A 25,628-nucleotide genomic window follows, 5' to 3' on the forward strand; every position below is an offset into this window, starting at 1 on the left:
AAGGCGGTCGGCTAGGTAATGGAGCAGGCTATTATGATCGTCTGTTTGTGCGTCTGGCAGCGAAAAGTAAATTAATTGGTATTTGTTTTGATAGTCAGGTTTTTGAGAAAATTCTAATGCAGGAACATGATGTTTATATGCATACAGTCATTACTGAAACTAGTATTTATACAGGTAAAGGCTGATAAGCATGTAGAGTGTGGCTTTAGTCCATCTGTATTTATATAGTCACGCTCAATATCAGAAACAAAGGAACTATGAATTTAACTCAAAAAATGCCACTCACAGCTATTTTAAAATAAATAATAAGAATCAGTGAGTTAAGGGTTTCGTCAGTAATAACGCATTATTCACGGGCAAGGTTTTTTTTGGGGATACGGGCAGCCTGCCCGCTTGCATGGGCGAGCCGCCCATGCCCCCAAATAATGAGAAGTTACTATCTTCAGTTGATTGTATATTTGAAATAATGGTCGATTAATAAAAGTGCAAAAATCAGCATTAAGTAAACGATGGAATAACCAAAGGTTTGCATCGCCGTTTTGTCTTCCTTAGTGCGCATCATTTTTATCGCAAAGTAAATGAATCCCAGGCTTAGTAAAGCTCCCGGGATCACATAAATCAAACCACTCATCCCTGTTATATAAGGGAGCAAGGTGACGATAAATAATAAAATGGTATACAGCAAAATTTGTAAACGGGTGAACTCTGTGCCATGAGTAACGGGCAGCATGGGAATATTTACTTTTGCATATTCATCTCGTCTGGCAATGGCTAGTGCCCAGAAATGGGGAGGGGTCCAGACAAAGATTAAAAGGAATAATAGTAAGGCATAAGGATGAACTTCGCCTGTCATTGCACACCAGCCAAGTAGAGGTGGAGCAGCACCTGCGGCACCACCAATGACGATATTTTGCGGAGTCATGCGCTTGAGATATACGGTATAAATTACCGCATAGCCAATTAAAGATATAAAAGTAAGGATGGCTGTTAGTGTATTAACCTGAAAAACCAGTATCAACATGGCTAAAACACCTAATACACCTGCAAAGCTAAGGACATTAGCCGAACTGAGATCGCCTTGTGGTAAAGGGCGGTTTTGAGTACGCGCCATCTCAGCGTCAGCTTTCTGGTCAATAAAATGGTTGATAGCGGCAGCGGATGCAGATGCTAAGCCTATGCCAATAGTCGCATAGATAAACAATGCAATGGGAGGCATCCCAGGGACAGCTAGCAACATACCAACGTTGGCAGTAAAAACCAGCAATGCAACTACTTTTGGCTTGCATAACTCAAGGTGATTTTTCCAGGTGATGGTTGTTTTTTCGTTTGACATGCTTTGTTTATAATTTTAATTTGTATCTGGGATAGAATACACAGTTCACTGGTATTTTATGCATTATAGTTAGGGAGAAAGTGTAATGGTTGCTCATCTTTTTGTTGTGTTGTTATTTTATTCTTTTAGTATCCAGGCGGCCGAAGTTAAAGAGCATCTGTTAGCTAATGGACTAAAAATTTTAGTTAAAGAAGAACATCGTTCTCCTGTCGTTGTCTCGCAAATCTGGTACAAAGTAGGTTCAAGTTATGAACCCTCTGGTATCACTGGTATTTCGCATATGCTTGAACATATGATGTTTAAAGGTACTGATAAGCATCCTGCAGGTGAATTTTCTAAAATTATTGCAGAAAACGGGGGCAGGGAAAATGCTTTTACTGGGCGGGATTATACCGCATATTTCCAAACGCTGGAAAAGTCTCGTTTAGCGATTAGCTTTGAATTAGAAGCAGATCGTATGCAAAACATTCATTTATTAGCAGATGAACTAGAAAAAGAGTTGCAAGTGGTCATGGAAGAACGACGTATGCGTACTGAAGATAATCCGCGTGCCAAGTTACAAGAATACTTAATGGCGATGGCCTATTCTAATTCTCCTTATAGAAACCCGGTTATTGGCTGGCCTGCTGATATAGAAAATTACCAGGTTAATGATCTACAGCAATGGTATCAACAGTGGTATGCACCTAATAATGCTACTTTAGTTGTTGCGGGGGATGTGCAGGCTAAAGAGGTTTTTAAATTAGCGGAACAGTATTTTGCTCCCATTCCCATCCAGAAAATACCAGAATTAAAACCACAAACTGAAATGGCGCAGGTAGGCACTAGGCGTATGACGGTTAAATTGCCTGCTAAAGTCCCATATATACTTATGGCTTATAAAGTTCCCAGTTTCAAAGTGGTGGAGGAGGCATGGGAGGTTTATGCTTTAGATGTTTTGGCGGTCGTGCTGGATGGGGGGAATAGTGCACGCTTGCCAGCTAAATTACAACACGGACAACAGATTGCCAGTTCCATTGGTGTGGGATATGACTTGGGGGCGCGTTTAGAAGAATTATTTATGATCGAAGCAACACCGGTTAAAGGTAAAACTTTATTAGATATGGAAGTCGCATTAAAGGCAGAAATCAGGTTGTTACAAAGAGAGCCTGTTAGTGCCAAAGAGCTAGCAAGAGTTAAAGCGCAGGTAATGGCAAGTTCCGTTTATGAACAGGATTCTTTGTTTTACCAGGCAATGAAATTAGGCATGGCTGAAACAGTGGGATTAGGCTGGCAAAAATCCGAGCAGTTTAGAGACAAAATTAATCAGGTTACCGCTGAGCAAGTACGTCGGGTGGCTGATAAGTATCTAGTGGAGTCTCAATTGAGTATTGCTTATTTAGAGCCACAAACTATGCTGGCTAATACAAAATCTGGAGTTCATCATGCGCACTAAACATCTGCTAATTTCAATTATCTTAAGTTTGGTAAGTGTGCAGGCATTTGCATTAGTGCCTATTAAGCATTGGCAAACAAGCCAGGGTGGGCAAGTTTATTTTGTTGCTAGTCCCGGTTTGCCAATGGTTGATATTCGTCTGGTCTTTGATGCTGTCGGGGCGAAATATGGCCATGCTACAAATCGTGATACTAGCTGGGTTGGATTGCGTAGTTTAACTCAGGCTGATTTATTGGCGCAGTCTGTAGATACTTTTCAGGCAATCATTAGTCGGCCACAATTTGCGCAGGCAGAGTTTCAGCGAATAAAAGAGCAAAAACTGATTGGATTGAAGCAACAACAGGAAAAACCGGGCTTTATAGCTAAAAAAACCTTCTATCAGTCTATCTATAGTGAGCATCCCTATGCGCATCTGGTTGCTGGTGATGCAGAGTCCTTAAGGCAAATACAATTATCTGATATTAAGCAATTCTACCAACAGTTTTATGTGACTAAGAATGGTGTGTTAGCTATTGTTGGAGATTTAACGCAACAGCAGGCGTGGCAAATAGCAGAAACCTTATTTAAGCAGTTAAAACCGGGAGAAAATGCGGAAGAACTGCCACAGGTTAATTTGCCTAAAAAGTCTAAAACAGAGCATATTGATTTTCCTTCAACACAAACACATATACTGGCTGGCATGCCAGTATTAAGCAGGAAAGACCCGGACTACTTTCCTCTCTATGTTGGTAATCATATTTTAGGTGGAAGTGGTTTAGTTTCTCTGCTATTTAATGAAATCCGGGGAAAACGCGGGCTCGCTTATAGTGCCTATAGTTATTTTTCACCATTAGAAGAGGCTGGGCCGTTTACCATGGGCTTGCAAACGCAAAATAAACAAAGCAATATCGCGATCGAAGTCATGCAAAAGACGCTTGCTGACTTTATTCTTCAAGGGCCTACTGAAGAGCAATTAATTGCTGCACAGAAAAACCTGACAGGTGGTTTTGTGTTGCGTTTCGATAATAATAGAAAGTTATTAAATTATATTGCAATGCTTGCTTTTTATCAGCTGCCTTTAGACTATCTGGATACCTTTTCAGGTAAAGTGGCGAATGTCACAGCCGAACAAGTTAAATCAGCCTTTCAGCGCCGAGTAAAAACTAATTTATTGCAAATCATCAGTGTTGGCGGGCTATAGTGGCTAATAAAGTCAGGATTATTGGTGGGCAATGGCGTGGCCGTAATCTACCCTTTCCAGATGTGCAGGGTTTACGTCCTACACCTGCTAGAGTGCGGGAAACGCTATTTAACTGGTTGCAATCTGATGTCATAGCCAGTCGTAGTCTGGACTTGTATGCAGGCAGTGGTGCATTAGGTATGGAAGCCGCTTCGCGAGGAGCAAAAAAGGTTGTTCAGGTAGAAAGTGATGCCAAAGTGTGCCGGCAATTAAAACAAAATACCGAATTGGTTTCAGCAAGTCAGGTGAAAATTGTACAGCAGGATGTGTTTCGTTATCTTGCTGGAAATGCAGAAACCTTTGATCTGGTCTTTCTGGATCCCCCATTTGCAAAAGGCTATGCCGTACAAGCGGCAAACTGGTTAGAAGATAAGCTGTGGTTAGCCAGTCACGCCAAAATCTATATAGAAGTAGAAAGTAAATTAAAATTAACAGGGTTGCCTGAAAACTGGGCTATGCTAAAACATAAAACTGCAGGTGAAGTTGCCTATTATTTGTTCGAGCGCACGGATTAATCAAACTTCCTCAATGTAGGGCGAGGCTTTAGCCCGCAAGTAATAATATTTCCTCAATGTAGGCCGGGTTAGATTTTTATTGCGGAGCAAGAAAAACGTAACCCGGCAAAGTAATCTAACCTGAAAATACAAAAAAAACATCACAGCTGCATTATTCAAGTTATAATGTTCGGCTAAGAAAAATTCTGTGCATTATCTATGTACCCGGATTAGTAAAGAGAAAATGAATATAACGGCAATATACCCGGGCACTTTTGATCCTGTCACCAATGGACATATAGATATTATTGCTCGTGCGGCAAAGCTATATCATAAAGTTATTGTTGCCGTAGCTGTTAATAATAATAAAGCACCGTTGTTTGACATAGAGCAACGGGTAAAATTATTAGAGCAGGTAACTATTGAATTTGACAATGTCGATATTATTGGCTTTGATAATTTACTGGTTGATTGTGCAAAACAGTATGATGCGAACGTTGTTTTGCGCGGTTTAAGGGCGATTTCAGATTTTGAGTATGAGTTTCAGTTAGCAGGGATGAATCGTCGATTATCGCCTGAGCTTGAGACCATGTTTCTAACTCCAGCCGAACAATATGAGTTTATTTCTTCGAGTATGATTAAGGAAATTGCAAGGTTAGGGGGAGATGTCTCCGAATTTGTGCCTAATAATGTACTACAGTGTTTAATTGAAAAGTTTAATAGAGGATAAGCATGTCACTACTTATTGATGATGAATGTATTAACTGTGACGTTTGTGAGCCCGAGTGCCCGAACGGAGCGATTTCACAGGGAGATGAAATTTATATTATCGATCCAGAGCTTTGTACAGAGTGTGTCGGCCATCATGATCTTCCACAATGTATTGAAGTTTGCCCTGTAGATTGTATTGATAAAGACCCTGAAAAGGTTGAAGAACAGGATACTCTGTATGAAAAGTATCTTAAATTAACTGCGTAATACAATTTATTATTTGCAGGGTATAAAAAGAGGAGCATTGCTCCTCTTTTTTTTTGGTAAATGTAGAGCGGACTTCAGTCCGCTACTAGCAAAAATTATCATTTAAATTTTGAGAGTAAACACAATAACATGGCATTATTACGCTTAAAAAAAGTCTCCATCGCATTTGGCACACATGCCTTACTTAAACAAGCTCATTTTCAATTAGAAGAAGGTGAGCGAGTTGGGTTGTTAGGCCGCAATGGAGAAGGGAAATCGACCTTGATGAAAATCGTCATGCGGCATATTCATGCGGATGAAGGTGAGGTCTGGTATAAGCCTGAATTGCGTATAGCAGTACTAGAACAAATGCCTCACCTCCCGGATGAGGAAACCATTTATGATGTTGTTGCCGGTGGTTTAGGTGAAGTAGGAGAATGGATTAAGCGTTATCATGAACTGACCTTGCTGACAGAGTTTACTGATGCAGTCATGAAAGAAATGGGTGACTTACAGCATAAGCTTGATGTGCATAATGGCTGGCAAATACAGCAGCGGGTAGAAAATATTTTAACTCGCTTGAATCTACCTTCAGAAAGTAAAGTAAAAGGTCTGTCGGGCGGGTGGAAGCGACGTGTATCTTTAGCTAAAGCCCTAGTCATTGATCCTGAAGTATTGTTATTAGATGAGCCAACTAACCACCTGGATCTGGAAAGCATCCTATGGCTGGAAGAGCAGTTACTTAATTTTAAAGGTGCTATTTTATTTATCACTCATGACCGTTCCTTTTTGCAAAAATTAGCAACCCGTATTATTGACCTAGATAGAGGGCAGTTAGTTTCATGGCCAGGTGACTATGCCGATTATCTGGTAAAAAAAGCGGCTTCATTAGAAGAAGAAGCAACGCAAAATTCTTTGTTTGATAAAAAACTAGCTGAAGAAGAGGTCTGGATTCGGCAAGGAATCAAGGCACGTAGAACACGTAATGAAGGCCGTGTAAGAGCGCTGCAAGCATTACGCAAAGAACGCGCACAACGTCGCAATTTACAGGGCACCACTAAACTGACTATGGCTAGCGGTGAAGCCTCGGGTAAAAAAGTAATTGAAATGCAGAATGTCAGTTTCGCCTATCCTGATAAGGCGATCGTGAAAAACTTTTCGACCGTCATACAGCGAGGTGACAAAATTGGTTTAATTGGTCCGAATGGTGCCGGTAAAACCAGTTTTTTAAAGCTATTATTAAAAGATTTGCAAGCTGATAGCGGAACAGTAGAACAAGGCACTAAATTACAGGTCGCCTATTTTGACCAGCTAAGAGAGGAGCTGAATCTAGAAATTAGCGTTGCAGATTCAATCGCAGAAGGTAATGATCATGTGTTGATTAATGGAGAGCCTCGACATGTTATCTCCTATCTTAGTGACTTTCTATTTGCACCAGCGCGCGCACGTTCACCCGTTAAAGCCTTGTCGGGTGGAGAAAAAAACCGCTTATTACTGGCAAAATTATTTACCAAAACAGCCAACCTGATCATTATGGATGAACCCACTAATGATTTAGATATGGAAACTCTGGAGTTACTTGAAGAACGCCTGGTTGAATATACCGGTACATTATTAATCGTCAGTCATGATAGGGTCTTTTTAGATAATGTCGTCACCAGCGTCATTGTTTTTGAAGGGGAAGGGGTAGTCAGTGAATTTGTTGGAGGTTACTCAGATTGGTTAGCCTATAGTCAGGCACAGGCAAAAGACCAGGCGAAATCCCTTAAAAAAGTATCTAAAGCCGAGAGTAAACTGTCTGCTGAAACAGTAACAGAAAAGAAAAAAATAAGCTATAAAGAGCAAAAGGAACTGACTGAACTTCCCGCTATAATTGAAGTTCTGGAAAGCAAACAGGCAGAAGTTAATGAAAAAATAGTTGCCTCGGAGTTTTATCAGCAAGACCAGAAAGAAGTTGACCTGATACTTAAAAAATTAGCAAAAATTAATACAGATTTGGAACAAGCTTATGCACGATGGGATGAGTTAGAAGCCTTGGGAGAATAATAGATTGCATTAAGCTTCAAGCTGTTTTATTATACTCTGCTGTTCAGCGTTCGTTGAACTATCTAATATGGAGAGCTGGCCGAGCGGCCGAAGGCGCACGCCTGGAAAGTGTGTATACGGCAACGTATCAAGGGTTCGAATCCCTTGCTCTCCGCCATTAACCTTTTACTTCTCCTAATTATTTAAGTGAAATAACAGATTTAACCCACTACCAAATATTTGAATAACATCATCGAACAGGATCATCGCTTTATCAAAAAAATAACAAAACCGATGATGGGCTTCAAAGCGTTTCACTCCGCTCAAGCAACTATTGCTGGAATTGAAACAGCACATATGATCCGAAAGGGACAATTGTCTGAGGAAAATATGCCTGCTTATAAGCAGTTTATGGCTTTAGCAGGATAGTTACGCCTGAAGACAAGGCTTTCTGATTTTTCAATAATACTTGCGACAGAACCGTATCAACTCGCGCAATTAATGCAATATCTTGATGTGATAAATTTAGTGATTTTAGATAAACAACATGTAGTTTATTTTTGGTTGTTCCAGCAGGGTGACCCATGAATTCATGATAAAGCTCATTGATTTCATCTTCTGTAAATTCCATTTTAATCATGAATAGGTTGTCCACTAAAATTTGTTGATTATATCAATATTTTTCCGCATCCGTGACCGCGCGAAGTATACCTGAATTTAATTGGGTGAACACTGTTCTGGACAACGTCAAGACCAGCCTCAATGGCGCTTATCATGCCTTTGATTTTAGCAAGTATGCCCACCGTTATTTGGCCGCTATTGCCTATCGGTTCAATCGGAGATTTATTCTCAAGACTTTGCCTGAGCGTATTCTGGTCGTTCCGAGGGCACTGAGACCCGAACCGAGGCTTGGTTGCGTTTGGCGGAAGACCCTTGCTAATCAGGTAAAAAGATGCGTTTACTGGCTATTGAATCGCTAAGAATTGATGCTGTTTTTGCCAACAAAGGTGATCGCTAGCTTGGTATAAGTCTTTGATTGAGATCATCGGCGATAAACTATTTGAAGTGATTTGTTTCAAAATGGTACTTGATAAAGATAGCAGCTTTAATCGTTTGTAGATGAAATTGGGGTTGATGCTTAGTTTTTGAGCCAATTGTTTCACGCTGATTTGTTCTTTTATGAGTTGCTCTTTCCAAACATATGCTTCGGCAATAGCATTCAATATCGCATTGTCTAGCGGATTTTTTTTATGGTTAGTTATAAACATAAGTTTGCCGTCTTTGGATAAAATCCATCGTTTACCATCGTGTCTTTTTATCTGTATATCTAAGCGTATCGTTTGATAAATTTCATCTTCGATCACTTGGCTTGGATACATAAGCTCTTTCCAAACATATGCTTCGGCAATAGCATTCAATATCGCATTGTCTAGCGGATTTTTTTTATGGTTAGTTATAAACATAAGTTTGCCGTCTTTGGATAAAATCCATCGTTTACCATCGTGTCTTTTTATCTGTATATCTAAGCGTATCGTTTGATAAATTTCATCTTCGATCACTTGGCTTGGATACATAATATCAAAAGGGCTTGATAAGTCTTCTTTATCATTTTGAGTGTTTCTGAAAGCTTGTTGTTCTAAGATCAAGGTTAGCTCACGGATCTTGTTTTGTTGCAAAACGACCCAAATAGCCCTTGTGCTGATTTTAACTTCAAAAATGAGTGTTCTTAAGATCGACCATGCTTCGTTCTCCGACTGCTGATATTTATTGAGTACATATTGTTTGATAAGTTCAGGCAAAGAATTTAACACATAGGCTATGATTAATTCTTCAAGTCGTTTGGCATTGAGGGATTTTATAGGGCAGTTCTTAAAGCCATGCTTAATGGCATCTTGGCTGACATAGTAACGAATGCCCTTAGTTGTTGAGGGGCTGAGCGCAGAGCCAGTCTCTGTTTTGACAAGTGTTTTTAGGGGGAATGGCTCACTCACTTTTTTAATCGACGGATGTGCTGGTTTATGATTTTGAGTCATTATACTTTTGACGGTATTCCAAACATCATCTGTAATAATCGATTGATGCTCACCTTTATAGTGGGTTTCTTTGTGTTTAACTTTGCCAATATAGATGGGATTAGTTAAGATTCTATAGATCTGCTTAGGAGTCCAGTAGTTACCGCCTCGTGAATTCCCTTTCTGGCTGATCCATGCCTTGGTCGTGATATTTCGTTCATTCAATTGCGTGGAGATGACTAAAGGTGCTGTGCCCACCATCGTTTTTTGAAAGATGCTTTGAACAATTTTGACTTCCTCTTCGATAATTTCAAGTCTGCGATTTTTTATTCTGTAACCTAAAGGCGGTGATCCACCCATCCATAGACCTTTCTTTTTACTGGCGGCGAATTTATCACGAATACGCTCACCGGTAACCTCTCGCTCAAACTGAGCAAAAGATAGTAGCATATTCAGTGTTAAACGCCCCATGGAACTGGTGGTATTAAACTGTTGAGTAACAGATACAAATGAGACTTTATGTTGATCGAATATATCCATCAGTTTGGCAAAGTCGCCTAAAGAACGAGAAAGACGATCGACTTTGTAAACGACGATAATATCGATTTTATTGTGCTTGATGTCAGATAATAGGGCTTGTAGTGCAGGCCTATCAATATTACCACCGCTAAAACCGCCATCGTCATAATATTTTGTAATTAACAACCAATTTTGATGTTTTTGTGATTGAATATAAGCTTCACCTGATTCTCTTTGGGCATCTAAACTATTAAATGCTTGCTCTAATCCTTCTTCATGAGATTTGCGCGTATAAATGGCACAACGGTATTTTTTTATAAATTCACTCATCGTTTTTTCTTGAGTTTAGTTAAGCCAAAAAATCGTGGGCCAGACCAATGTGCGCCGGTAATTTCTTTTGCAATACTTGATAAGCTTTTATGCTCGTCGCCATTAAATAAGAAATACTGCTTAGTATCCCGAATAACAACCATCACCTCATACAGCCTACCGTTAAATTGACGTTTGAGTATCGCGCCATCAGCTAAGATGTGCGAGGCTTTAGGGGGAATGGTTTTATTGCTATCAGGCTTAGAGTTATTGCTTTTCCCTTTCCCAGACCGTGAGCGAATGTAGTTAGCTTTGGCTGTTTGTAATGTTCTTAAGCTTTGTTGATCTAAGGCACCATGCTCTTTGTACTGAATGTGGTAGGCTATCTCTCGTATTAACAGCGTTTTTAAATGAGGCGTTTTTTTACGCGGATAAAGCGCCTTCCAAATAGCCTGTAAAGTGAGCAATGAATGCTCGCTTAGTTGATCAGGGGCTATTGAAATGCCTTGTATTAATGATTGAATAGAGTCTTTTGTAAGGTCTGTCTTCATGGGTACCTTGTGGATAAAATGATGACAGTAACGCTCTAGTGGGTGTTTATAGCAAGTAATCTAACAGTAACTGACTTATTTCACTAGAATCAAACTCACGTACTCTGCAATGCTCGATGTTTTTAACCGTATCTAGGCGTCTGTTGCCCATTTTTGTCGAATAAAGGACATTTAAACGCTCACCAACTGCTGTTGAGGTAGCATGCCGCGTCTGAAGGGGCATTATGCCGACGAACGCGGAGTTGTGTGCTCACAAAAATTATTGAGCAGTATCGAGTGCGTAAAGCATCCGTTGCCAGCCATGGAGGGCGTACGCGAGGGCTGGTAGTCCTCAGAAGGCGTAGTTGAAGACAAAAAGGCATTCCACAAGGCCGTCCGGTCATTTGAGAGAGTGTTACGAAGCCAGCACCGAGTTTATGAGGGTGGTGGGATAGGGCTTAAACTATTCCCTGCCAAGAGACCTTTATGAATGTATCGCTTGTGGGACTGTTTTTTCAGAAACCCAAGGAACGCCGATGCAAAATATTAAGTCCCTTATCAGTAAGGTTACTGGAGTCCTTAAAGTTCGCAAAGAGGGATTGGGTGTACGAGCGGTTCAGCGAACCCAATAAAATATTCTTTTTCATCTGTCCTATCCCAATATAGAAGGTCTTCTAATGACTCTTACGGGTACGCGATAATTGCTCATCAGCCAATTAAGGGCTTGTGAGAGCGCGTCGACTTGGTCATCATGTTTAGCATTAGGAAAGCGAGTGACCTCTAACAAAAAGTCATCTAACCATTGCGCTTTTTTAGGTAAGTAGACAAAACCACTTTCAAGTATATCTGTCACAGCAATTAATCGAGTGTGTTTGTCTGCTGTGGGTTTATAGGCGCATATATTATGGCCTTCGTTTCGCAAAGACTGAATAATAGCCTTACCTGAACCAATGTCTTCAACGATGACTTTTTTATGCGTATGGTGATTATTTTTATGAATCCATGATCGGATGCAGTGTAATAGTTTGGGGTATTCCATTTTTTTACGAATGACATCCAAAATATAGTAGTAATTTTTATAACCGTCCTTAATATAGCCTATCGTCATGCCAACCGAATAATCAGAAGACTCATTCTCCGTCATTGCCGTATCCCAACTCTGAATGATTAAATCGAAGTTAGGTAACCCATCCTCATGATATTCATTAAACCATGCGCGTTTAACGATTGATTCACCTTCGGGTGCCGGTTGCTGCTGATATTGCCCGGCAAAAACATAACTGCCCAAATCAGATTTGACAAAATCTAATTGCTTTAAAGACTCTCTTTCGGGGTGTAACGCATCACCTTGTTTTCTGTAGTAATGCCCCCCCGATTTTAAAGCTCGGGACTCATCAGATTCAGCGATAGCGGGTAAGCACAAGTATTGCCAAGGTGTTTTTTTTTCGAGTAAAAAACCGGTGAGATCGTTTTCGTGAACTCTTTGCATTACAACAATGATTGCGCCAGTATTTTTATTATTTAAGCGCTGATAAATATTCTCACTAAACCAGCGGTTACAGCTTTCCAGGCGCTTACCATTGGCGTCGCTGGGCTTAATGGGGTCATCAATAATAATGATGTCTGCACCTAAGCCTGCAATCGCACCTCCAGTGGATACGGCATAACGTCCACCTCCACTTGTAGTATGACATTCCAGTAATGTTTGTCTTTTATCAGATAGCTGTGTGCCAGGAAAAATAGCTTGGTACTCTCTTGATTTCATGAGTTGTTGTGTTTTCATACTCAAGTCCCGTGCTAAATCTTCAGAGTAGCTCACGCACATGATTTTAGTTTGTGGGGCTTTACCTAATACCCAAGCGGGATAGGCGACACTCGCAGATAAAGACTTCATCATTCTAGGCGGCATATTGATAATCAAATTACGTGCTTCGCCTTGATGACTTTGCATCAGGTGATCAGCGATTAAATCAATATGTGCATTGTGTGAGTACGGTGTATGGGGCTCTATGATAGTAAAAGTAAATTGAATAAAGCTCGATAAATCTTCCCATAACACGGACTGATATTGGCGGAATGATAAGGATTTATTATTTGTCATTGAGAACATCCTTACTGTTTGATAGGCGATCAAATAGATTTTTCATAATCTCAGGGTCAACTTCAAAGCTAGGTGTGTTAGCTGGCTCTTGATCATTATTAAGGCTGATGATCAGTTTAAATAAATATTCAATCGATCGTACATCACCCTTAAGCGCCTTCATGACGAACTGCTTCACAATGGCCTCGATCTTTTTAATGGGTTTATTCTGCCCTTGTTCTTGGACAATAATCGTCTGATCAAGCTCTGTTTGCAGCAGTGTAGTTAAATTTTTTGAGCCTTTAGGTCGACCTCGTGGATTCCCCGATTGACCTTTAGTGAACTGGAATTGTTTAGGTGGTTGTTTATACCCAGTAGAATAAGTTTTGTCATTGGAGTGATGCTTCTGATCTTTAGTCATGAGTATTTTCTCCGTGTTGCTCTAACTCAGAGAAACGTTGCTTATTACGACTTAAGCAAACAGCATCGAGACCTGTCATAGCTTGCCAACGTCTAATGGTAGCGTTTATGTACTTAGGTTCGATCTCGATACCATAACAACAACGCTTGGTTTTTTCGCAAGCAATTAAGGTACTGCCACTACCCAGGAAAGGGTCGAGTATATTTTCGTGTTGCCTTGAACAATCCTGTAAAGCATCCATAATCATGGCTACCGGCTTTACGGTAGGATGAATGCTTAAAGCGTCTTGAGAATCACTCCCCGTATCATCAACCATCCGTACAGCTGGGTAAGACCAGACATTAGTGCGGTATCTTCCATTTTGGCCAAGCTTGAAGTGATTTTGATGAGTTGCGCCCCCTTTTTTAAAGACCATGACCATTTCATGCTGGCTACGATAAAACGATCCCATACCTGCACGATCCTTTACCCACACACAAATATTTTTTAACTCATCATAGGTGGATAACCCCGCTGTAATAATGTCTTGTAGATGCCGCCAATCCATGCAGTGATAATGAATGGAGCCATCATTACTGAAATCACGGCAATGCGAAAAAACGGTGGTTAGAAATTCAATAAAGGCTTCTTGGCTCATTTCACCACTGGCAAACTGAAAATTACCGTGCTGTTTTTCACACACCTTGCCAATCGTGCTGGAGGGTAAGTTATAAGGCGGGTCGCTAAACACGAGTTGTGCTGTTTGTTCTCCAAGCAAGGTTTTATAAGAATCACTGTTTAATGAATTGCCGCATACAATGCGGTGCTTGCCCAGTTGCCATATATCACCTAACTGAGAGACTGCTGGCAAAGACGCGTCGATATCTAATAAACTCTCTTGGTTTTCTAGTGCAGGCTCATCTAAAATTAACAGTTGCTCAATTTCACCGTAATCAAAACCTGTCACGTCTAAATCAAAGTTCAAATCTAAGTCATTCAGTATTTGAAAGTTATTGGCGAGAAGTTGAGTATCCCATTGGGCATTTTCAGTGAGTTTATTGTCGGCAATCATTAATGCTCTAGACTGAATAGAAGTTAAGTCATTAGCCACGACAGCAGGAACCGCTGCCATATTTAATAATTTAGCCGCTTCGACACGACCGTGACCCGCAATGATTTGATGGTTGCGATCCACCAAGATAGGGATTTTAAAACCAAACGACTCAATGCTGTTTGCAATTTGCTTGATTTGTGCCTTGCTGTGCACGCGTGGATTATCAGGGTGTGGCGTTAGACTATTAACGTCAAATTGTGTAATCGAATGCTCTGAGGATGCTTTCATCGGATATTTCCTTCAAAAATAAAAATCAACAAGCGCAATAAGGCTTGCGGTGATTGTGTTTTTGAAAATATACGGTTGAAATAACCACAAAAAAGCGAATAAATGCTTGCATACCAATCTTGCTAGGTATACATATCAGCAAATAGCTTCCATGAAGTTTAGAATAGCAGTGCTGAGTATGACATGCTTATCCATCGTATATTTTCTAAAACGCTAAGAAGAATTCAGTAATCCAACCGAACCTATACAACAGAATCCACTGTCCTTACCCCAAGCCAGCAAGTGCCAGGCACTTTGAGTCAATAAGCATTGTATGTGTTTTGACACATTACAGTTGAATCCACAACTCACTTATTTAACTCAACTTACATTGAGATGATGTTAATGACTATTCTAGAAAAGGAATCCACCATCAGAACTATCAACAACTTTATTATTCTAGCATTGTGGTGAAAAAATGCAACTACCAGCCTTCTCCAATACGAAATGAGTCTGAAAACAGCACGGTATTCCAATATAGAATGAGTCTAAGCTGACAAATTCATTTAATCTGTTCATGATATAGAAATGGAAACTATCATGAACCTTAAGGCATTAAAAAATACTGAAGAATTACAGACGTTTTTAGATGGCTCACAAGCGGTTGCATTTAGCATCCCAGGGGACAAAAAAGCGCGATATTATTTTATCCAATCGACATTAAAGCAGTTTCACTACAGGGCGTTAAATAAGCGACAAAAAGGTATCGTCATACGCTTTCTATTGCAAGTGACAGGATACTCTCTCCAACAAATTACTCGGCTTATTCAGCAATATCTGAAGGCGGGTGTCGTACAACAAAGAGGAACAAACAAACCGCCGGGGTTCAAACGAAAATATACCGCGACTGACATTGCTTTGCTGGCTGAGATGGATGAGCGCTACAACACACCTAGCGGCGCTGTCATTAAAAAACTCTGTGAGCGAGCCTATTCAATATTTGATGAAACACAGTATAAAAATATTGCCAATATCTCAGTATCACACCTCTATAACTTACGGGGTTCAACCGGGTATCAAAAACAGCGAAGGCACTTTGAAAAAACCAAATCCAGGCAGGTTGCGATTGGTGACAGACGCAAACCTAACACGCTAGGAAAGCCAGGCTATATAAGGGTGGATACGGTTCATCAAGGCGATCAGGATGGTATAAAAGGTGTTTACCTTCGCTGCCAGCCATGGAGAGCGAACGCGAGGGCTGGTAGTCCCCAGAAGGCGTAGGGCCGTTGTTTTGTCGGAATCGTAGCGCTAGCGTAGGTGGAGACAAAATAAAAGGCATTCCGAAAAACGCCGTCCAGTCATTTGAGGGAGTGTTACGAAGCCAGCACCGAGTTTACGATGGTAATGGCGAAGTGGCACGTACGCAGGACGTCTGGGGCGCCGAAGGCATTAGTGGTCGCGTTAAGTTTTTGCCGCTTGCTTGGGCTGGGATGCCCAAAACAAGCTTTCGCAAAAATAATGGGGAAGTATTGCAGCGGATAGGGAGGCTAAGCAACTGCGAGAACAACGGCCCGGACTCCATGGCAACGGTAAAAAAAAGGCTCTATGTGAAATACAGTGGGTAGTCGAATTTTAAAAAATCTGTTGGCATACAACTTTTAATCTCTGTAAATAGAGGTATGATTCAACATGAATATAAGCTTCATGATGACCAGGATATAAAATCCTGGACAGTTATAACTACCTCCGATACCCATTATTAATGTTGTCAATTCATTTTTTATATCGGCTAGTTTTTTAGCATCTATTTCCGATGAATAATAATCAGATAATTTATTATCTATTGCATCATCCGCTCTATTTTTAAATTCTGACTCGACTCTTATCTTACGTTTACGATCGCCATGAATAATGCCTATTGCAAGAATAGAAAATAAAAAATAGACGATTATCTCGCTAATTTCAAAAAAAATGCATAACAACTCCGTTATTAAATAAAATTAAATATATTTTATAATAATGAATCCTAAGTGTTAATATTGGATATCGTTTAGAGTTGTTATTTGTAGGTTTTTTAAGTAAATAAAAATATGGATTGAGGTCCTTTCTCAATAACTGATTTAAAAATTTATTAATTCCATGATTATTTTTTAGGGTGGGAATTCTTTGCATTTTTGGAATTGAATAAAAGAAATTAATCTCACAACCAAATGTTTAATTATTAAAATTACTATTTATTTAATTCTGTTTAATCTAACTTGTGTTATTTGTGTTACACAAAAACACATGTAACACACACATATTCTATTTAGCTAAATAAATCATTTAATTTACTTAATTCTATGTTTAGAGGCTTAACTTTGCTCCTCTACATCTATTTTAATATATGAATAATTTTCGTTATTAATAGGGTGTACTCTAATAATAAAAAATACTGGATATATTCTCAGTGAGAATATACGGCACTCAGAGCTACTTTTTTTATTTATCACAGCATCTTAACCCTATTAAGAAAAAATGTTAAAATAAAAAAAGATTAAAAGATGGGGTAGGGTGATGTCAAAAGGTCAAAAAATCGGTTACGCAAGAGTTTCAAATACAAGTTAATGCGTTAAAAAAAGTCGGTTGCGATAAAATCTTTACTGAAAAAAATCGGGAACTTCAAAAAATGGTCGAACAGAATTAGAAAATTGTTTGAATTATTTGCGCGAAGGTGAAACGTTAATTGTTACTCGTATTGATCGTCTCGCAAGAAGCTTGCGTGATTTACAAAACATAGTTTACGATCTGAAATCTGAAGGTGTTGAGCTGCAGGCGACAGAGCAGCCTATTGACACTAATTCAGCTGCAGGGAAAGCGTTTCTTGAAATGCTGGGAGTTTTTGCAGAATTTGAAGGGTCTATTCGTAAAGAGCGGCAACTTGAGGGGATCGCAAAGGCGAAAGAAAAGGGTGTTTACAAGGGACGAAAACCAACGGCACTAGCTAAAAGTTTGAGGATTAAAGAAATGGACGAAGACGGATTTCACAAGCAAGTTATTGTTGATCGTTTAGAAATTGGGATTGCCTCTGTTTATAGAATTCTTAAAAATTATTAGTACTTGTTTTATTATAAGAATTATTATCAGTTAAACATCATTATGAATAGCTAAATATTGCAGTATTTTTATCGAACATCATGCCATTTTTTTAACAGTTACCTTAAAATAAACTTTTTCTTTCATTTAATATATGAAAGCTAAACATCATTATACATAGCTATAATAGGTGTTTGTCATATTTTCTGAATACTTTATCTTATCTATTGTGTAGATGATTTAAGATAAGGTATTAACGGTGATCGTTTATATGACTATAATTATCTTATAGGTGTGATAAGAAAGGTAAAAAAATGAAAATCATCACTTCGCTTAGGCTACGTTTCCCTGATTTTCAGCGTATGAATAGCTAAATATTGCAGTATTTTTATCGAACATCATGCCATTTTTTTAACAGTTACCTTAAAATAAACTTTTTCTTTCATTTAATATATGAAAGCTAAACATCATTATACATAGCTATAATAGGTGTTTGTCATATTTTCTGAATACTTTATCTTATCTATTGTGTAGATGATTTAAGATAAGGTATTAACGGTGATCGTTTATATGACTATAATTATCTTATAGGTGTGATAAGAAAGGTAAAAAAATGATTAAAGCAAGCCAGGCCCCAATGAGTATTGATGGAGTGCGACTGAAATCTCTAATTGAGTACGAAGAGGAAATTATTAAAGCCGAAAAATTATCTAAAGAATTTAAATCTGATAAATATGATGAATACGAGGCGAATATAGAAAAATATAGATACAAAGGCGCTTTGTACGCTGCAGCTTCTAAAAATGTCAAAAGAAAGATAGTTATTTGTTGGCTACACAATATAGTTTTTAAGAAAAAATTGATATTACGACGTGTCTCGCGCGTGATATTATAAAAAAATCCCTCAATAAAAGCATTAATATCAATAGATTAAATGATTATTTTGGAACCCCAGGGAGAACTGGAACGAGCAAAACGGAAGATTTTAAAAAAATAGATAAAATTGTTGCTGAAATTAAATCTGATAATCTTGATAAAGACCTAAATAAGACAATTAAATCTGTTATTCAAGAGATGAAGCGGGGAGTCGCTATTTTTGCGAAAGCTTGTTTTGGGCATCCCAGCCCAAGCAAGCAGCAAAAACTTAACGCGACCACTTATGCCTCCGGCGGCCCCGATTCGTCCTCGTCACCTCGTCCCGACCCAACAAGGGGTCGGAACATAGGCTCCAAATGACTTGACGCCGTGTCGGATGGCCTTTTATTTTGTCTCCACCTTCGCTAACGCTCAGACTCCGACAAAACAACGGCCCTACGGCTATCGCGGACTAAAAATCATCACTTCGCTTAGGCTACGTTTCCCTGATTTTCAGCGAATGTGTTCTGGAGCCTACCAGAGAGGTTGTTTTAAAGCGATATAATGAAATAAAAGACTCAGGGATTGAGTTAGATTTGATTCTACCAAATGAATCAGGGTTTTCTTTTTATAATACGAGCACCTATACCTTATCTACATTAGGAGCTACAGACACTCGCGCTAACCTTGAAGATTATATTAGTAAATTTTCTTCTAATGTGCGGGTGGTTTTTGAGGAATTTGATTTTTTTAATACTTTAGTCAAACTTGAAAGAGCAAAACTACTTTACCGTATTGTTAATAATTTTGTCGTTATTGATCTACATCCTAATGTCGTTTCAGATCGGGTGATGAGTAATGTTTATGAACATTTAATCAGAAAATTTGCCACTTCAGTTAATGAAAAAGCGGGGGAATTCATGACTCCCCGCGATGTGGTGCGTTTGGCAACAAAGTTAGTTTTACATGAGGATGAAGAAATCTTTATGGAAACAGGGGTTATTCGATCTATTTATGATCCCACTTGCGGTACAGGAGGTTTCCTTTCTGATGGTATTGCTCAAATAAAAGAATTAAGTCCAACAGCGAAAATTGTTCCTTTTGGTCAAGAGTTAGACCCTGAAACGCATGCATTAGCGATGATTTCAATGATGATTCAGGGCTTTGAGACAGATAAAATAAAACAAGGCAGTACGCTTTCTAATGACCAATTAAAAACGAATAAATTTCACTATGGATTAGCAAACCCTCCATTTGGAATTAAATGGGGAAAAGATCAAGATGCGGTTGTAAAAGAAAGAGCAGATTTAGGGTATGCAGGACGATTTGGACCAGGTTTACCCACGATTAAAGATGGCTCTATGTTATTCCTCTTGCATCTTGTTTCAAAAAGGGAACTACCTGAAAACGGTGGTGGTCGTGTAGGTATTGTTCTATCAGGGTCCCCTTTATTTAATGGTAAGGCTGGATCAGGTGGATCAGAAATTAGACGCTGGTTATTAGAACAGGATCTTGTTGAGGCGATTATAGCGTTACCAAATGACATGTTCTTCAATACAGGCATTGGCACTTATGTCTGGGTGTTATCCAATAAAAAAGCAGTAGAACGCAAAGATAAAGTTCAGTTAATCAATTTAAGTGATGTCTGGTCTTCCATGCGTAAATCAGAAGGGAAGAAAAGACGTTATCTTAAGGATGAGCAGATTGATGATATTTTAAGGGAATACGATGCTCTTACTGAATCAGAAATCACTAAAATATTTGATACTAAAGATTTTGGTTATAGACGGATTGACATTAAGCGACCATTACGAGCCAAGCTAACCATCACCGAGGAAGGTATTACTAGTCTTGATGAACAAAACGCTTTCTCTAAGTTAAAAGAGGAACAACAAAACGTTTGGAAATCGTTTTTAACGTCAGAACTAGGTGATAAGGATTACTATTGGGCTGAAGAAATCGTTAAAGAAAAAAGTAATACAAGTAATTTTGGAAAGGCTACTAAAGCGATTGCCACAGCAATAGTGAATACGTTTATTGTTACTGATCCTGAATTAGAAGTGGTCTTAGATAAAAAAGGCCAGGTCATTCCTGATACTAATCTTAATGATCAGGAAATCGTACCACTTAAACAGGATATTGAAGATTACTTTAATGAAGAAGTTTTACCGCATGTGCCTGATGCCTTTATTGATTACAGCAAACGCGATGAAAAAGATGGAAAAACAGGTGTTGTAGGTTACGAGATTAACTTTAATCGATACTTCTACAAATACACACCACCTAGATCATTACATGACATCGATGCCGACCTAAAAGCATCGGAAGCAAGAATCCCAGCTATGTTGGCTGAGGTGGCAGAATGAAGTTTAAACCATACCCTAAGTATAAGGAATCAGGGATTGAATGGTTAGAGGAGATTCCAGAGCATTGGGAAATAAAAAGATTAAGGTTTGTTGCTGATTATAAAAACAGTAATGTTGATAAAAAAAGCTACGAAGATCAATCTAAAGTTAGGCTATGTAACTACACGGATGTTTATTACAATGAATTTATTAAAAATGACATGGATTTTATGGTAGCAACGGCCTCTAAATCAGAAATTGAAACGATGTCACTTTTAATTGGTGATGTCATTATGACTAAAGATTCCGAAGACCCTAGCGATATCGGTATACCTACTATTGTCGCTGAAGAATTAGATAATGTTGTGTGTGGATATCACCTCACTATAATTTCATCTGGTAAAGTAGGTACTAATCGGTTTATCCATAGAGTAATTCAATCAGATATAAGTAAGTTTTATTTCAAAGTCATGTCCCCAGGAATGACTAGATACGGTTTAAATCAGAACTCTATTGGAAATACTATAATTCCATTACCTAACCTTTCAGAGCAAAAAGCTATAGCCAACTTCCTAGACCGTGAAACCATTCGCATAGACTCCCTTATCAAAGAAAAAGAAAAATTCATTTCTTTATTAAAAGAAAAACATTTAGTCTTAATTAATCATGTTATTACGAAAGGTTTAGATTCAACAGCTAAAATGAAAGACTCAGGAGCTGACTGGATAGGCAAGGTTCCTGAACACTGGGCTATTAAAAAAGTTAAGCATCTATTTGAAATAAGAAAACGCATTTCAGGCGAAGAAGGGTATCCAGTTTTATCTATTACACAACAAGGAATAAAAGTTAAGGATACGGTTAGTGGAAAAGGTCAGTTATCTATGGATTATGCAAAATACCAATTTGTTGAAGTTGGTGACTTTGCTATGAACCACATGGATTTATTAACCGGTTATGTTGATTTATCTAAATTTCATGGTGTTACCAGCCCAGATTACAGGTTTTTTTCACTAATAGACCCTGAGACTGTTGATCGATATTATCTTTATTTAATGCAAATAGGATATAAAAATAAGATTTTCTTTGGTTTAGGTCAAGGAGTTGCGAATAATGGTAGATGGCGACTACAAACAGATTCGTTTAATAATTTTAATATTCCTTACCCAGATAAAACAGAGCAACAAAAAATTGTTGATTATCTTGACAATCAAGTTATTAAAATAAATGGGTTGATCAAAGAAACCCAAAACTCAATAGAACTCCTAAAAGAACACCGCACCGCCTTAATCAGCGCGGCAGTCACTGGAAAAATAGACGTTAGAAACAAGGAAGTCGCATAATGGCAGATCACCACGAAATACATTTTGAAGATTATATTACTGAAAAGTTAGTTAATCAGGGATGGCTTGAAGGAAAACCAAGTGAATATGATAAACAGCGAGCCTTATATCCAGATGATGTCATCGCCTGGATTAAAGCAACTCAACCTGATGTTTGGGAAAAATTAGTTACATTAAATGGTGAATCGGCAGAGACTGTTTTACTTGATCGTTTAGCGAAAGGATTGGACTCAAAAACAGGTGGAACCATTAATATTTTAAGGAATGGTTTCAAGATTGCAGGTGCCGGTCAAATTGATATGGGACAAAAAGCGCCTGAAGATGACCGGAATGAAAAGGTTAATCAACGCTATAAGGAAAACCGCTTACGAGTAGTTAGGCAATTAAAATATTGTCCAACCAGGGAGTGGGAAATTGATTTAGTTTTTTTTATTAATGGAATTCCTGTTGCCACCGTTGAGTTAAAAACAGATTTTACACAATCCTCCGAATCTGCTGTTACTCAATATAAAGAAGATCGCTTGCCGATTGACCCTAAGACCAATCGTAAAGAACCTCTTTTAACCTTTAAACGCGGTGCAGTTGTTCACTTTGCAATGTCTGATAGTGATATTCAGATGACCACAAAGTTAGATGCTCAAAACACTTATTTCTTGCCGTTTAACAAAGGTAATGACGGACATGCGGGAAATCCTGCAAGAGACGATGATGAATATCCTGTTGCTTATTTTTGGGAAGATATTTTAAAACCTGATGCCTGGTTAAGAATTTTTCATAGTTTTGTTTATGTAGAGACCAGTGATAAGGTCGATGTGTCGGGCAATCCTTACCGTAAAGAAACCTTAATTTTTCCTCGTTTCCATCAATTAGAAGCCGTCAATCAAATGATTGGGGATGCTAAACAATATGGTATTGGGAGAAATTATCTGTGTGAACACAGTGCGGGGTCTGGTAAAACCAGTACTATTGCCTGGATAGCTCATGATTTAATTAGCTTAAGATCCCCTGATGGAAAAGCTATTTTTAATTCAGTTATTATTGTCACCGATCGTAATGTTTTAGATGCTCAACTCCAAGATGCAGTACAACAAATCGATCACCAATTTGGGGTTATCTCTGCAATTGAAAGAGAAAAAACCAGCTTATCCAAAAGTAAACAATTGGCAAAAGCATTAACCTCAGGAACGCCAATTATTGTCGTGACGATCCAAACGTTTCCTTATGCGATCGAAGCTATTCTTACTGATAAATCACTTTCAAAACGCAATTTTGCCGTGATTATTGATGAAGCGCATGCCTCGCAAACAGGCAGTAATGCCCAGGGATTAAGAGCGGCTTTATCAATGGACTCAAAAAAGAAAATGGAAGATATGACCGTTGATGATTTACTTCTTGAAGTCCAAAAATCAAGGGTTAGACCTACGAATGTCAGTCATTTTGCTTTTACTGCAACCCCTAAACATAGCACCATGACCTTATTTGGTCGTCCAGAAGATCCGACGCAACCTGTTTCTGATACAAATAAACCTGAGTCATTCCATCGTTACACGATGCGACAAGCGATAGAGGAAGGATTTATCCTGGATGTATTAGAAAACTACATGTCTTATACAACGGCAGTTAAATTAAATGAATCCATTGAGGAAGATAAACGGGTTGATAAAAAATATGCGCGTAGATCATTAGCAAAATGGATTTCATTACATCCTACTAATGTCAGTCAAAAAGTTGATTTTATTGTTAATCATTTTAAAGATAATGTTTCACATTTATTGAATGGCGAAGCTAAAGCTATGATTGTCACCAGCTCAAGAGCTTCTGCAGTGAAATATAAATTAGCTTTAGATAAATATATTAAAAATAATTATATTGAAGGCATACAAGCGTTAGTCGCTTTTTCTGGAAAAATTAAAGCAGATGATTTAGGTGATCTCACAGGATTTACTGTTGCGGATGATGAAGAGTTTTCGGAATCTAATATGAATTCTATTGGCTCTCAAGACTTACGACATGCCTTTGAGCAACGTGAATACCGTATTATGTTAGTTGCCAATAAATTTCAAACAGGGTTCAACCAACCTAAATTGGTTGCCATGTATGTTGATAAGAAAGTTAGTGGCATTGAAGCGGTACAAACTTTTTCACGATTAAATAGAATTTACCCAGGAAAGGATAAAACTTTTATTATTGATTTTGTTAACGAATCTGATGTTATTTTAGCTGCATTTAAACAATACGACGAAGGAGCAGAGCTTGAAAAAGTTCAGGATTTAAATGTCGTTTATGACATGAAAGATATCCTGGATGATGCTAATATATATAACCAACAAGATCAAGAATCCTTTAAAAAAACTCGCGATAAGTCTTTACTGAAAGGTGAGGTTAACGCATCGATGCATAAATTGTTATATGCAGCTACCCAAAGACCAACAGATGTTTTTAATAGTAAATTAAAAAACTTAAATGAAAGCATTGAAAAATGGGATAACGCTTTTGAAAAAGCTTATGCGCTAGGTGATAAAGTTGCTCAAAAGCAAACAGAACATCAGCGTAGTGAATTTACCAAGCAGCGCGAAGAATTAATGAGGTTTAAAACGAATTTAAGTCGATTTGTTAGAACCTATAATTATATTGCTCAATTAATCAGTTTTGATGATGCTGATTTGGAAAACTTTGCTGCTTTCTCGCAGTTGCTAGCAAAGCGTCTTAAAGGGGGCTCTCCTGAAGAAATTGATCTTACTGGCATCATGATGTCTGGATACAGTATTGCTCCTACAGAAGAGCAGAAAGAGAATGATAAAGACTTAGAAAAACTAAGTCCATTAAAAGCCAATGAATCACCTGCAAGTGATAGAGAAAAAGAATTTTTATCTGAAATAATAACAAAATTAAATGAGCTTTTTGGCGATACTGCTCCGAGTGAAGATCAGAAACATTTTGTCACTCAAGTAACTAATCAGACAAAAAATAATGACCTGGTTTCTGAACAAATAAACAAAAACACTAAAGAACAGTCTATGAATGGCGACTTGCCTAAAGTCGTTACTCAGTCCGTTATCCAAGCTATGACCTCTCACAACGCTATTGCCAGCGTGTTATTAAAAGATAAACAGGTGATGGATGATTTTGTTGGGATTGTTTATGACTTAGTTAAATCTGGGGATGTTAATGGGCTGAAGTTTCCCAATTATTGAGTAGCTGAAATACACAATGCTGGTGTATCGAGGTTTATTTTAGGTGGTTTTGCCATGTTTATAGCAACCCCCTACTTAATTCCCCTTAGGCAATAGCATTTGAAACGAATGAAAAGACTATTTTTTTCATATAGTTGTAGCATAGTTTCAATTTTACCATAAATAATTATTGGGAAACTTCAGTT

General features: G+C 38.4%; 21 protein-coding genes, 1 tRNA gene and 2 pseudogenes. 17 read left to right on the top strand and 7 right to left on the bottom strand.

The features are described 5' to 3' along the window. On the top strand, positions 1-185 hold a 185-nt coding region (locus CDZ78_RS13040), incomplete at its 5' end, for a 5-formyltetrahydrofolate cyclo-ligase (protein ID WP_280175583.1). A 257-nt stretch (positions 186-442) separates the two neighbouring features. On the opposite strand, the gene cyoE is transcribed toward CDZ78_RS13040, so the two are convergent. After that, the gene (gene cyoE, locus CDZ78_RS13045; protein WP_087870400.1) at positions 443-1,333 is read right to left on the bottom strand and encodes a heme o synthase; all 891 of its coding nucleotides are present in this window, start codon (positions 1,331-1,333) and stop codon (positions 443-445) included. A gap of 85 nt (positions 1,334-1,418) precedes the next feature. On the opposite strand from cyoE, the gene CDZ78_RS13050 reads away from it, so the two are divergent. The 8 genes and pseudogenes from CDZ78_RS13050 to CDZ78_RS13085 form a co-directional block, all read left to right on the top strand. After that, complete coding sequence (locus CDZ78_RS13050; RefSeq protein ID WP_087870401.1) at positions 1,419-2,768, top strand: M16 family metallopeptidase; 1,350 nt, start codon at positions 1,419-1,421, stop codon at positions 2,766-2,768. Beyond that, positions 2,758-3,948, top strand: coding sequence for a M16 family metallopeptidase (locus CDZ78_RS13055; RefSeq protein ID WP_087870402.1), 1,191 nt, complete (start codon positions 2,758-2,760; stop codon positions 3,946-3,948). The genes CDZ78_RS13050 and CDZ78_RS13055 overlap by 11 nt, the downstream gene beginning before the upstream one ends. After that, positions 3,948-4,502, top strand: coding sequence for a 16S rRNA (guanine(966)-N(2))-methyltransferase RsmD (gene rsmD / locus CDZ78_RS13060; RefSeq protein WP_087870403.1), 555 nt, complete (start codon positions 3,948-3,950; stop codon positions 4,500-4,502). The genes CDZ78_RS13055 and rsmD overlap by 1 nt, the downstream gene beginning before the upstream one ends. Positions 4,503-4,725: 223 nt before the next feature. Further along, complete coding sequence (gene coaD / locus CDZ78_RS13065) at positions 4,726-5,211, top strand: pantetheine-phosphate adenylyltransferase (RefSeq protein ID WP_087870404.1); 486 nt, start codon at positions 4,726-4,728, stop codon at positions 5,209-5,211. 2 nt (positions 5,212-5,213) lie between these two features. Continuing rightward, on the top strand, positions 5,214-5,459 hold the full coding sequence (locus CDZ78_RS13070; protein ID WP_087870405.1) for a YfhL family 4Fe-4S dicluster ferredoxin: 246 nt from the start codon (positions 5,214-5,216) through the stop codon (positions 5,457-5,459). A 129-nt stretch (positions 5,460-5,588) separates the two neighbouring features. Further along, positions 5,589-7,484 (top strand): ATP-binding cassette domain-containing protein, encoded by a 1,896-nt coding sequence (locus CDZ78_RS13075; RefSeq protein ID WP_087870406.1) that lies wholly within the window; start codon positions 5,589-5,591, stop codon positions 7,482-7,484. A gap of 69 nt (positions 7,485-7,553) precedes the next feature. Next, positions 7,554-7,641, top strand: a tRNA-Ser gene (locus tag CDZ78_RS13080). 56 nt (positions 7,642-7,697) lie between these two features. Beyond that, a pseudogene (locus CDZ78_RS13085) lies at positions 7,698-7,892 on the top strand (DDE-type integrase/transposase/recombinase); the annotation flags it as partial. On the opposite strand, the gene CDZ78_RS13090 reads toward CDZ78_RS13085, so the two are convergent. Continuing rightward, a complete protein-coding gene (locus CDZ78_RS13090; protein WP_140414053.1) occupies positions 7,873-8,094 on the bottom strand; it encodes a hypothetical protein in 222 nt (73 codons plus the stop codon). The pseudogene CDZ78_RS13085 and the gene CDZ78_RS13090 sit on opposite strands and share 20 nt — an antisense overlap. Positions 8,095-8,170: 76 nt before the next feature. Between CDZ78_RS13090 and CDZ78_RS13095 the strand changes: the two are divergent. Continuing rightward, positions 8,171-8,403: pseudogene (locus CDZ78_RS13095) on the top strand (transposase); the annotation flags it as partial. Between the two features lie 25 nt (positions 8,404-8,428). Here the strand turns inward: CDZ78_RS13095 and CDZ78_RS13100 are convergent. The 5 genes from CDZ78_RS13100 to CDZ78_RS13120 form a co-directional block, all read right to left on the bottom strand. Further along, entirely contained in the window at positions 8,429-10,324 is a 1,896-nt protein-coding gene (locus CDZ78_RS13100; protein WP_087870408.1) for a recombinase family protein, read from the bottom strand. After that, positions 10,321-10,854 (bottom strand): DUF2924 domain-containing protein, encoded by a 534-nt coding sequence (locus CDZ78_RS13105; protein WP_087870409.1) that lies wholly within the window; start codon positions 10,852-10,854, stop codon positions 10,321-10,323. Before CDZ78_RS13105 ends, CDZ78_RS13100 begins: the two co-directional genes overlap by 4 nt. A 631-nt stretch (positions 10,855-11,485) precedes the next feature. Further along, positions 11,486-12,934, bottom strand: a complete 1,449-nt coding sequence (gene terL, locus CDZ78_RS13110) for a phage terminase large subunit (protein WP_167374297.1) — start codon at positions 12,932-12,934, stop codon at positions 11,486-11,488. Then, a complete protein-coding gene (locus CDZ78_RS13115) occupies positions 12,924-13,334 on the bottom strand; it encodes a DUF5681 domain-containing protein (RefSeq protein WP_087870411.1) in 411 nt (136 codons plus the stop codon). The genes terL and CDZ78_RS13115 overlap by 11 nt, the downstream gene beginning before the upstream one ends. Then, positions 13,327-14,655 (bottom strand): site-specific DNA-methyltransferase, encoded by a 1,329-nt coding sequence (locus CDZ78_RS13120; protein WP_087870412.1) that lies wholly within the window; start codon positions 14,653-14,655, stop codon positions 13,327-13,329. The genes CDZ78_RS13115 and CDZ78_RS13120 overlap by 8 nt, the downstream gene beginning before the upstream one ends. Positions 14,656-15,234: 579 nt before the next feature. Between CDZ78_RS13120 and CDZ78_RS13125 the strand changes: the two genes are divergently transcribed. The 7 genes from CDZ78_RS13125 to CDZ78_RS13160 all read left to right on the top strand — a co-directional run bounded on the left by CDZ78_RS13125 (position 15,235) and on the right by CDZ78_RS13160 (position 25,443). Then, complete coding sequence (locus CDZ78_RS13125; protein ID WP_087870413.1) at positions 15,235-15,915, top strand: hypothetical protein; 681 nt, start codon at positions 15,235-15,237, stop codon at positions 15,913-15,915. An 89-nt stretch (positions 15,916-16,004) separates the two neighbouring features. Continuing rightward, the gene (locus tag CDZ78_RS13130) at positions 16,005-16,259 is read left to right on the top strand and encodes a hypothetical protein (protein ID WP_140414055.1); all 255 of its coding nucleotides are present in this window, start codon (positions 16,005-16,007) and stop codon (positions 16,257-16,259) included. 1,069 nt (positions 16,260-17,328) lie between these two features. After that, the gene (locus CDZ78_RS13140; RefSeq protein WP_307190500.1) at positions 17,329-17,730 is read left to right on the top strand and encodes a recombinase family protein; all 402 of its coding nucleotides are present in this window, start codon (positions 17,329-17,331) and stop codon (positions 17,728-17,730) included. A gap of 592 nt (positions 17,731-18,322) precedes the next feature. Beyond that, positions 18,323-18,604, top strand: a complete 282-nt coding sequence (locus CDZ78_RS13145) for a hypothetical protein (RefSeq protein WP_087870416.1) — start codon at positions 18,323-18,325, stop codon at positions 18,602-18,604. Positions 18,605-19,070: 466 nt separating this feature from the next. Further along, positions 19,071-20,930, top strand: a complete 1,860-nt coding sequence (locus CDZ78_RS13150; protein ID WP_087870417.1) for an HsdM family class I SAM-dependent methyltransferase — start codon at positions 19,071-19,073, stop codon at positions 20,928-20,930. Continuing rightward, the gene (locus CDZ78_RS13155; RefSeq protein WP_087870418.1) at positions 20,927-22,249 is read left to right on the top strand and encodes a restriction endonuclease subunit S; all 1,323 of its coding nucleotides are present in this window, start codon (positions 20,927-20,929) and stop codon (positions 22,247-22,249) included. The genes CDZ78_RS13150 and CDZ78_RS13155 overlap by 4 nt, the downstream gene beginning before the upstream one ends. Beyond that, positions 22,249-25,443, top strand: a complete 3,195-nt coding sequence (locus tag CDZ78_RS13160) for a type I restriction endonuclease subunit R (protein WP_087870419.1) — start codon at positions 22,249-22,251, stop codon at positions 25,441-25,443. The genes CDZ78_RS13155 and CDZ78_RS13160 overlap by 1 nt, the downstream gene beginning before the upstream one ends. Positions 25,444-25,628: the final 185 nt, after the last annotated feature.

The sequence above is a fragment of the Bathymodiolus platifrons methanotrophic gill symbiont genome (assembly GCF_002189065.1).
GTDB lineage: Bacteria > Pseudomonadota > Gammaproteobacteria > Methylococcales > Methylomonadaceae > Methyloprofundus.

Bases quoted from the DNA above. Each gene is read 5' to 3' on its own strand.
- CDZ78_RS13050 (WP_087870401.1), top strand. From the start codon at position 1,419: ATGGTTGCTCATCTTTTTGTTGTGTTGTTATTTTATTCTTTTAGTATC.
- CDZ78_RS13115 (WP_087870411.1), bottom strand. From the start codon at position 13,334: ATGACTAAAGATCAGAAGCATCACTCCAATGACAAAACTTATTCTACT.
- cyoE (WP_087870400.1), bottom strand. From the start codon at position 1,333: ATGTCAAACGAAAAAACAACCATCACCTGGAAAAATCACCTTGAGTTA.
- coaD (WP_087870404.1), top strand. From the start codon at position 4,726: ATGAATATAACGGCAATATACCCGGGCACTTTTGATCCTGTCACCAAT.
- CDZ78_RS13105 (WP_087870409.1), bottom strand. From the start codon at position 10,854: ATGAAGACAGACCTTACAAAAGACTCTATTCAATCATTAATACAAGGC.
- CDZ78_RS13120 (WP_087870412.1), bottom strand. From the start codon at position 14,655: ATGAAAGCATCCTCAGAGCATTCGATTACACAATTTGACGTTAATAGT.
- CDZ78_RS13070 (WP_087870405.1), top strand. From the start codon at position 5,214: ATGTCACTACTTATTGATGATGAATGTATTAACTGTGACGTTTGTGAG.
- CDZ78_RS13145 (WP_087870416.1), top strand. From the start codon at position 18,323: ATGATTAAAGCAAGCCAGGCCCCAATGAGTATTGATGGAGTGCGACTG.
- CDZ78_RS13125 (WP_087870413.1), top strand. From the start codon at position 15,235: ATGAACCTTAAGGCATTAAAAAATACTGAAGAATTACAGACGTTTTTA.
- CDZ78_RS13090 (WP_140414053.1), bottom strand. From the start codon at position 8,094: ATGGAATTTACAGAAGATGAAATCAATGAGCTTTATCATGAATTCATG.
- CDZ78_RS13155 (WP_087870418.1), top strand. From the start codon at position 20,927: ATGAAGTTTAAACCATACCCTAAGTATAAGGAATCAGGGATTGAATGG.
- CDZ78_RS13100 (WP_087870408.1), bottom strand. From the start codon at position 10,324: ATGAGTGAATTTATAAAAAAATACCGTTGTGCCATTTATACGCGCAAA.
- CDZ78_RS13075 (WP_087870406.1), top strand. From the start codon at position 5,589: ATGGCATTATTACGCTTAAAAAAAGTCTCCATCGCATTTGGCACACAT.
- CDZ78_RS13055 (WP_087870402.1), top strand. From the start codon at position 2,758: ATGCGCACTAAACATCTGCTAATTTCAATTATCTTAAGTTTGGTAAGT.
- CDZ78_RS13160 (WP_087870419.1), top strand. From the start codon at position 22,249: ATGGCAGATCACCACGAAATACATTTTGAAGATTATATTACTGAAAAG.
- terL (WP_167374297.1), bottom strand. From the start codon at position 12,934: ATGACAAATAATAAATCCTTATCATTCCGCCAATATCAGTCCGTGTTA.